The organism is Streptomyces sp. NPDC031132, assembly GCF_055570595.1.
The window spans coordinates 21,644-27,905 of sequence record NZ_JBVIGX010000058.1 but is presented as its reverse complement, the minus strand read 5'-3'; the positions used below and the strand labels follow the sequence as shown (position 1 = coordinate 27,905).

Genomic DNA, 6,262 nt, shown 5'->3' with positions numbered 1-6,262 from the left:
CCCCCCCCCCCCCCCCCCCCCCCCCCCCCCCCCCCCCCCCCCCCCCCCCCCCCCCCCCCCCCCCCCCCCCCCCCCCCCCCCCCCCCCCCCCCCTGTCGCGTACCCGGATCCGACCCCGGCACCCGCGCCTGCACCCACTTCGTTAGCAAAACCCAAGCGTGGCGCCCACATCCGCCCGCGAACGTTAGTAAAGTCCCTCTCATGACTTCGCCCTCGTCTCAGAGCGACCGAGAGAAGGTCGTCTCCAAGCTCCCCCCGTGGCTCCGCCAGGAGTTGAAAATCCGCACCGCGCAGCTGCGGGTGGACATCCAGGACGCCGTCCACCAGGGGATCGCCCACTGGAGCGCTCTCGCCTCAGCCCCCTCCCCCGTCGACACCTCGGGCGCCGAATCGTTCTCCACCTGGCTGCCCGCCGGCCAGTGGGAGTCCTTCCGCGCCGGTTCCAAGGACCGCGGTGTCTCCCTCATCCAGGGTCTGGCCCAAGCGGTCCGCCTCTGGCTGGAGATGAACCCGGCGCCCACGGTCAAGCGGCCCTCCGTCGTACGCCGCATCGTCGTGTGCAACCAGAAGGGCGGCGTCGGCAAGACCGCCATCACCGCCGGCACCGCCGAGGCCCTCGCCGAGGACCCGGAGACCCTCCACCCGGTCCGCATCGCCCGCCAGCTGGCCCGCGCCACGGCGTCCGACGAGGGCAAGCAGAGCGCCCAGCCCCACCCCGAGACGACCCCCCTGGACCTGGAAGACCTCCCGGGCCTCGGCATGCGCGTCCTGCTGGTCGACTTCGACCCCCAGGGCCACCTCACCAAGCAGCTCGGCCAGCAGCCGCTGCCCATCGGCGGCGACAGCCTCACCTGCCACATGGCCGGCGAGGCCAAGGGCCCCCTCGCCGACCTGATCGTCCCCGTCCCGGACCAGCGCTTCGGCAACCGCCTCCACCTGCTGCCCGCCTGTACGGACGCCTTCCTCCTCGACGTCCGCCTCTCCACGGTCCGCGCCCGCGAGGCCGCCCTCGAGCGCGCCCTGGCTCCCGTCGAATCCGATTACGACGTCATCCTCATCGACTGCCCGCCGAGCCTCGGGCTCAGCATGGACGCCGCCATCTACTACGGGCGCCGCCGCGACGCCGAACAGCCGGGCGCCTCGGGCGCGCTGATCGTCGTACAGGCGGAGGACTCGTCGGCCGACGCGTACGACCTCCTCACGTCCCAGATCAACGACCTGCGCGACGACCTCAGCCTCGACATCGACTACCTCGGCCTCGTCGTCAACCTCTACGACGGCCGCCGCGGCTACATCGCGACCTCCTCCCTCCAGGCGTGGATGGACATAAAGGATCCGCGCGTCGTCGCCGTCGTACCGGACCTCAAGGAACAGCGCGAAGCCGTCCGCGTGAAGCAGCCCCTCTTCGTCTACTCGCCCAAGGGCGACCAGGCGATCGCCATGCGCGCCCTCGCTAGGGAGATCTCATGAGCAAGGCCGACAAGCTCGGAGTTTCGGCATCCTTCGCGCGGGCCCAGCCCGTCGGCGTCAGTTCGCGCCGCGCGGCGATCGCGGAGGCCACCGGCGCCCCCACCTCCGGGGTGGTCCCGCCGTCCGAGGTCCCCATCGAGGCCCTCGCGCACAACCCGTTCAACCTCCGCGAGGACCTCACCGAACTCGAGGAGCTGGCCCAGTCACTCGTCTCCCGCGGCCAGCTCCAGCCCCTCGCGGTCGCGACCCGCATGGCCTTCATGGAGGCCCACCCGGGCCAGACCGACGGGCTGGGGCGCGCCCCGTACGTGGTCATCGACGGCAACCGGCGCCTCGCGGCGGCCCAGCTGGCCGGCCTCAAGACCATGCACATCCACGTGAACGACGCCCTGTCCGCCTCCGCGGCGGACATCCTCGAGTCCGCCCTGATCGCCAACGTCCACCGCGTGGACGTCGCCCCCATGGACCAGGCCCGCGCCCTCCAGGAACTCGTCGACGTCCACGGCTCCCAGGCCCAGGTCGCCAAGCGCCTGGGCAAGACGGCGGCCTGGGTCTCCCAGCGCCTGACCCTGCTGAACCTCACTCCGAACCTCCAGGAGAAGGTCGACACGGGCGAGCTCAAGGTCGAACCGGCCCGCCGCATCGGCCGCCTCCCCCAGGAACACCAGGAGGCGGCGGCGGACGAAACCCTCAACACCGTCACCCCTCCCCGCCAACGCGCCCACCCGACGCAGACCGTCAACGGCGTTAACGCCGTTAACGGTCCCCCCTCGCCCCCGTCTCCCCCCTCCCCCCGGATCACGATCGCGACGGACACCCCGGAAACGATCGCGGACGCCCTGACGGCGCACCTCACCCCGGACGACCTGAAGGCCGTCACCGAGCTCCTGCTGCTGCGGCTCTGAGCGGGCACCCGTGGCAGCACCCACGACGGGGGCGCTGACGGCATTAACGCCGTTAACGCCCCCACGTGCGTTTCATGTGCGTTCGATCGTGCGATTCGCATAGGCTGCCCTTGGAGGTACCGATGCCCAACGAACAAGAGAGCCTCTTCGCAGCGGTCGACGCCCTGCTCGAAGAAGCAGCCGCCCAGGACCCGCTCCCGCACCCGGACGAGCGCAAGCGCCTGCGCGAAGCCGCCGGCCTGAGCCAGGACCAGATCGCCAAGGCCCTCTCCGTCCGCCGCGAAACGGTCACCTCCTGGGAAACGGGCCGCACGGCCCCCCGTCCCCCGAAACGAGCCGCGTACGCCCGCCTCCTGGAGGGCCTCTCCGCCCTCCACCCCGTTAACGCCGTTAACGCCGTTAACGCCGAAGCCTCCACCCTCCCGCTCCCCGAGGCCCGCCAGGACACCTCCACCCCGACCCCCACCGCCAACGCCGCCCAGGCCGCGGCGCGCACGGTCGACGCGGACCGGACGGCGGCGAGCACGGTTGACGCAGCTGCCCAGGCCCCGGGACTCACCGTTCACCCCGTTGACGCCACCCCTCCCGCCGCATCGACCGTTAACGGCGTTAACGCCACGCCGCTCACCGTCGACGCCACCGCCGCCCCGGCGCCGAACATTAACGCCGTCAACGCCCCCGCCGACGCCGAGTCCCCAGCCGCACCGGCGGCCCGGGCAGCAACCCCGCGCGCCGCAGGCGCCGCGGCCCCCACCCCCCCGGGGTCCGGGGCGGAGCCCCAGTTTCGGGAAGGGGCGGGTAGGGGAACAGCCCCGCAGGGCCCCACCCCGACGCCCTCCACCGTTAACGGCGTTAACGCCGATGACGCCGAGCCCCCGGCCGCCCCCGCACCCACCCCTGCGACCCCGACCCCGACCGTTAACGCCGTTAACGCCCACACCCCGGCCACACCTCAACGCCCCCGCCGCCGCCCCCACCCCACCCCCCTGGAAGGGAACGGCCCCCTCGCCGTCCTCACCGGCACCGGCCAGGCCCACGCCACCTCCGGCCTCGTCCTCGACCACCCCACCACCGGCGGCCTCCCCGCCCTCCTCACCTGGGCCCTCGGCCCCGACGCCGGCCTCCGCTCCCCCCGCCTCCACCGCAACGGCAAGGACGGCGACCCCCTCCTCGTCCTCACCGCCCCCGCGCTCGAGCTCCTCGGCCTCCCCCCCACCCTCGAGGACCGCCGCGGCCTGCGCCTCCCGGACGACCACCCGGTCATCAAGCAGCTCACCAAGGCCAAGTGGCAGCTGACCCGCCGCGGCTTCGGTCCCTGGCCCCGCATCTACCGCCCCGCCACCCCCTCCACCGGCCGCCAGTGCGTCCAGCTCGCGATCCTCCCGTGGGGCGCCCTCGACCCCCGCGCCTGGGGCGAGGACACCCCCGGCCTCCCCGCCCCGGAACTCGCGGAGCTCCTCACCACCTTCGCCTCCCGCGTCCTCACCCCCCGCGGCTCCACCGCCGTCACGGGCCTCGAACTCATGACGGCGCTGCGCCCGCCCACCCGTGCCGCGAGGGACGAAGCGACCAACACCTGGGTCTCGGCCCCGGTCCCCGGCTCGCTCACCCGCCCCGTCGACCCGGCCCCCCCGGAGGCCCCCGACGAGCACCCGGTGGTCGCCGCCCTCTACCCCCGCTCCCACCAGCGCACCCCGGACGAGGTCCTCGACGAGGAGGCGTACGACTGGATCCGCGACCCGGAGCTCCTCACCGACGCCGAGTGCACCCGCACCCACGCCGTCGGCATCGACGTGAACATGGCCTTCGCCGCGGCGGCCAACCGGCTCCTCGTCGGCCTCGGCCCCGCCACCCACCGCACCGGCCCCCGCTTCGACCCCAAGCTGCCCGGCTGCTGGCTGGCGGACCTCTCCTCCATCACCCTCGACCCCCGCCTCCCCAGCCCCTTCACCCCGCACGGCCGACCCCCCACCGGCCCCGCCTGGTACGCGACCCCGACCCTCGCCTACGCCCAGGAGCTGGGTCACGAAGTCCACCCCACCGAGGCCTGGCTCCGCCTCGACCACGGCCCGTACCTCGACGCCTGGTACACCCGCCTCCGCGACGCCTACATGGCCACGATGGCGGACCTCGGCATCACCTCGACGCTCCCGGAGCCAGAGTTCCTGACGGCGATGGCAGAGCTGCAGCAGCACTCCGACCCGGTTCTGAAGCCGGTCCTCTCGGCCATCAAGTCCACCGTCAAGGGCGGTATCGGCAAGCTCCGCGAACGCCCCCAGGGCGCCGGCTACCGCCCGGGCGAACCCTGGCCCGCCCTCGAACGCCCCACCTGGCGCCCCGACATCCGCGCCGCCGTCATCTCCACGGCCCGCGTCAACATGCACCGCAAGATGAACAAGCTCGCCACGGCCGCCGGCCAGTACCCCATCGCCGTCCTCTCCGACTGCGCGGTGTACCTCTCCGACGGCCCCAGCCCCCTCGACTTCCTCCCCCGCACCCCCGAAGGCAAGCCCCTGCCCGGCGGCTTCCGCCTCGGCGTCAGTCCTGGCATGGTCAAGCACGAGGGCACCCAGTCCCTCCTCTGGGCCGTGCAGATGCTCGACGAGAACCACAACCCCGCGCGCCACATCAAGGGCCACGACGCGGCAGCCGACGGAGAGTAGTCCCCCATGACCCAGATCGACGACAGCCTGACCCGCGCGGACGAACTGCACTTCACCCGCCCCGTCCCCAAGTCGGCGGGCGCCCAGATGCGCTTCCTCGTCAAGCAGCTCAAATCCACCCGGGAAGCGGCCCGCCTGCTCGGCATCTCCCAGCGCACGGTCGAGCGTTACGTCAAGGACCAGATCAAGCACCCCAAGCCGGCCCTCGCCGGCCGCCTCGAGTCCGAGGTGCGCCGCCGCTGGCAGCCCCTGGTCCGCAAGCGCGCCCGCGACAGGGCCGCCTCCACCACCGGCCTGGTCATCGAGACCCGCGCCCGCTTCGGCTTCACCGCCGCCCCCGGCACCACGGACGACGGCCGCATGCGCCGCATCACGCAGCACCTGCCCCCGGAGTACGCGGCCCGCCTCTTCAGCGCCCAGGCGGCCGGCGCCGCCGAGGCGCGGCTCCAGCAGATCGCGGCCGAAGCCCTCCAGGAGATGTACTTCAAGGACAACGGCTCCCGCGCCCAGGGCCTCCTGGTCGAGTTCACCGACATCGACTACGTCGACTTCGCCTTCTGAAACCGCGGCCGGAGGGACCGAAGGGACCAGAGGGACTGAATTTCGCCATTACCGGAAGCGTTTTTCAGCCACCGCGTCCGGAAGGGACCGGAGGGTCTGAAGGGACCACAGGGACCGGAGGGACCGAATCCGCCAACTGTCGGCATCAGACGAAAGCCGGCCTCAGGCAACCGTCGGCGTGGACAGCCCTCGCTGCGACCGCACGGTCTTCCGGCCGACCTGCCGGGGTTCGATCGTCCGGGGGTCCACGGCCTCGCCCGGCGCGCCCTCCCGGTACAGCCCCTCGGGCTCGGCGTCCCGGTCGTGCGGCAGCAGGTAGAAGACGCGCCGCTTCTGCAGGCCGCTGTCGGGGTCGGCTTCCGCGGTGTCGCCGAGCTCGGTGAAACCGATCATGCGCCCGTCGCGGTGGTAGCGCGGCTTCCCGCGGCGGCGGGGGGTCTTGTCCAGGGCCTGGCGCACGTAATCGAGCTCTTCAGGGTCCTCCAGCCACACCACTTTGTCCTCGTGGGCGAGATCGCTTGAAGTCAGTAGCGAGCTCATGGCCTGGATCCTTCCTCGTTCACGTAGGCCCTTCCAGGCCCCTTGTTCCGCCACGCCGCGAGCGGCGCCGAAGCCGGTATCCGGCAGGCCCCTGCGGACCGCCGTCGGCTGGTGGGTCTGTTC

General features: G+C 72.7%; 5 protein-coding genes. 4 read left to right on the top strand and 1 reads right to left on the bottom strand.

The genetic code is table 11. From position 1 onward, the window contains the following. Nucleotides 1-201 precede the first annotated feature (201 nt). The 4 genes from ACZ49B_RS37445 to tpg all read left to right on the top strand — a co-directional run bounded on the left by ACZ49B_RS37445 (nt 202) and on the right by tpg (nt 5,599). Nucleotides 202-1,470, top strand: a complete 1,269-nt coding sequence (locus tag ACZ49B_RS37445) for a ParA family protein (RefSeq protein WP_468315302.1) — start codon at nt 202-204, stop codon at nt 1,468-1,470. Beyond that, the gene (locus tag ACZ49B_RS37440; protein ID WP_468315299.1) at nt 1,467-2,375 is read left to right on the top strand and encodes a ParB/RepB/Spo0J family partition protein; all 909 of its coding nucleotides are present in this window, start codon (nt 1,467-1,469) and stop codon (nt 2,373-2,375) included. Before ACZ49B_RS37445 ends, ACZ49B_RS37440 begins: the two co-directional genes overlap by 4 nt. Before the next feature lie 122 nt (nt 2,376-2,497). Then, nucleotides 2,498-5,038 carry a telomere-associated protein Tap gene (gene tap, locus ACZ49B_RS37435; RefSeq protein ID WP_468315296.1) on the top strand — a complete coding sequence of 847 codons (2,541 nt, stop codon included), beginning with the start codon at nt 2,498-2,500 and terminating at the stop codon, nt 5,036-5,038. A gap of 6 nt (nt 5,039-5,044) precedes the next feature. Further along, on the top strand, nt 5,045-5,599 hold the full coding sequence (gene tpg / locus ACZ49B_RS37430; RefSeq protein ID WP_468315293.1) for a telomere-protecting terminal protein Tpg: 555 nt from the start codon (nt 5,045-5,047) through the stop codon (nt 5,597-5,599). A 162-nt stretch (nt 5,600-5,761) separates the two neighbouring features. On the opposite strand, the gene ACZ49B_RS37425 is transcribed toward tpg, so the two are convergent. Continuing rightward, nucleotides 5,762-6,139 carry a DUF6009 family protein gene (locus tag ACZ49B_RS37425; protein WP_030303970.1) on the bottom strand — a complete coding sequence of 126 codons (378 nt, stop codon included), beginning with the start codon at nt 6,137-6,139 and terminating at the stop codon, nt 5,762-5,764. Nucleotides 6,140-6,262: the final 123 nt, after the last annotated feature.

What these genes read in the sequence shown, in the direction of transcription:
- tpg (WP_468315293.1), top strand. Translation starts at nt 5,045, where the DNA reads ATGACCCAGATCGACGACAGCCTGACCCGCGCGGACGAACTGCACTTC.
- ACZ49B_RS37445 (WP_468315302.1), top strand. Translation starts at nt 202, where the DNA reads ATGACTTCGCCCTCGTCTCAGAGCGACCGAGAGAAGGTCGTCTCCAAG.
- ACZ49B_RS37440 (WP_468315299.1), top strand. Translation starts at nt 1,467, where the DNA reads ATGAGCAAGGCCGACAAGCTCGGAGTTTCGGCATCCTTCGCGCGGGCC.
- ACZ49B_RS37425 (WP_030303970.1), bottom strand. Translation starts at nt 6,139, where the DNA reads ATGAGCTCGCTACTGACTTCAAGCGATCTCGCCCACGAGGACAAAGTG.
- tap (WP_468315296.1), top strand. Translation starts at nt 2,498, where the DNA reads ATGCCCAACGAACAAGAGAGCCTCTTCGCAGCGGTCGACGCCCTGCTC.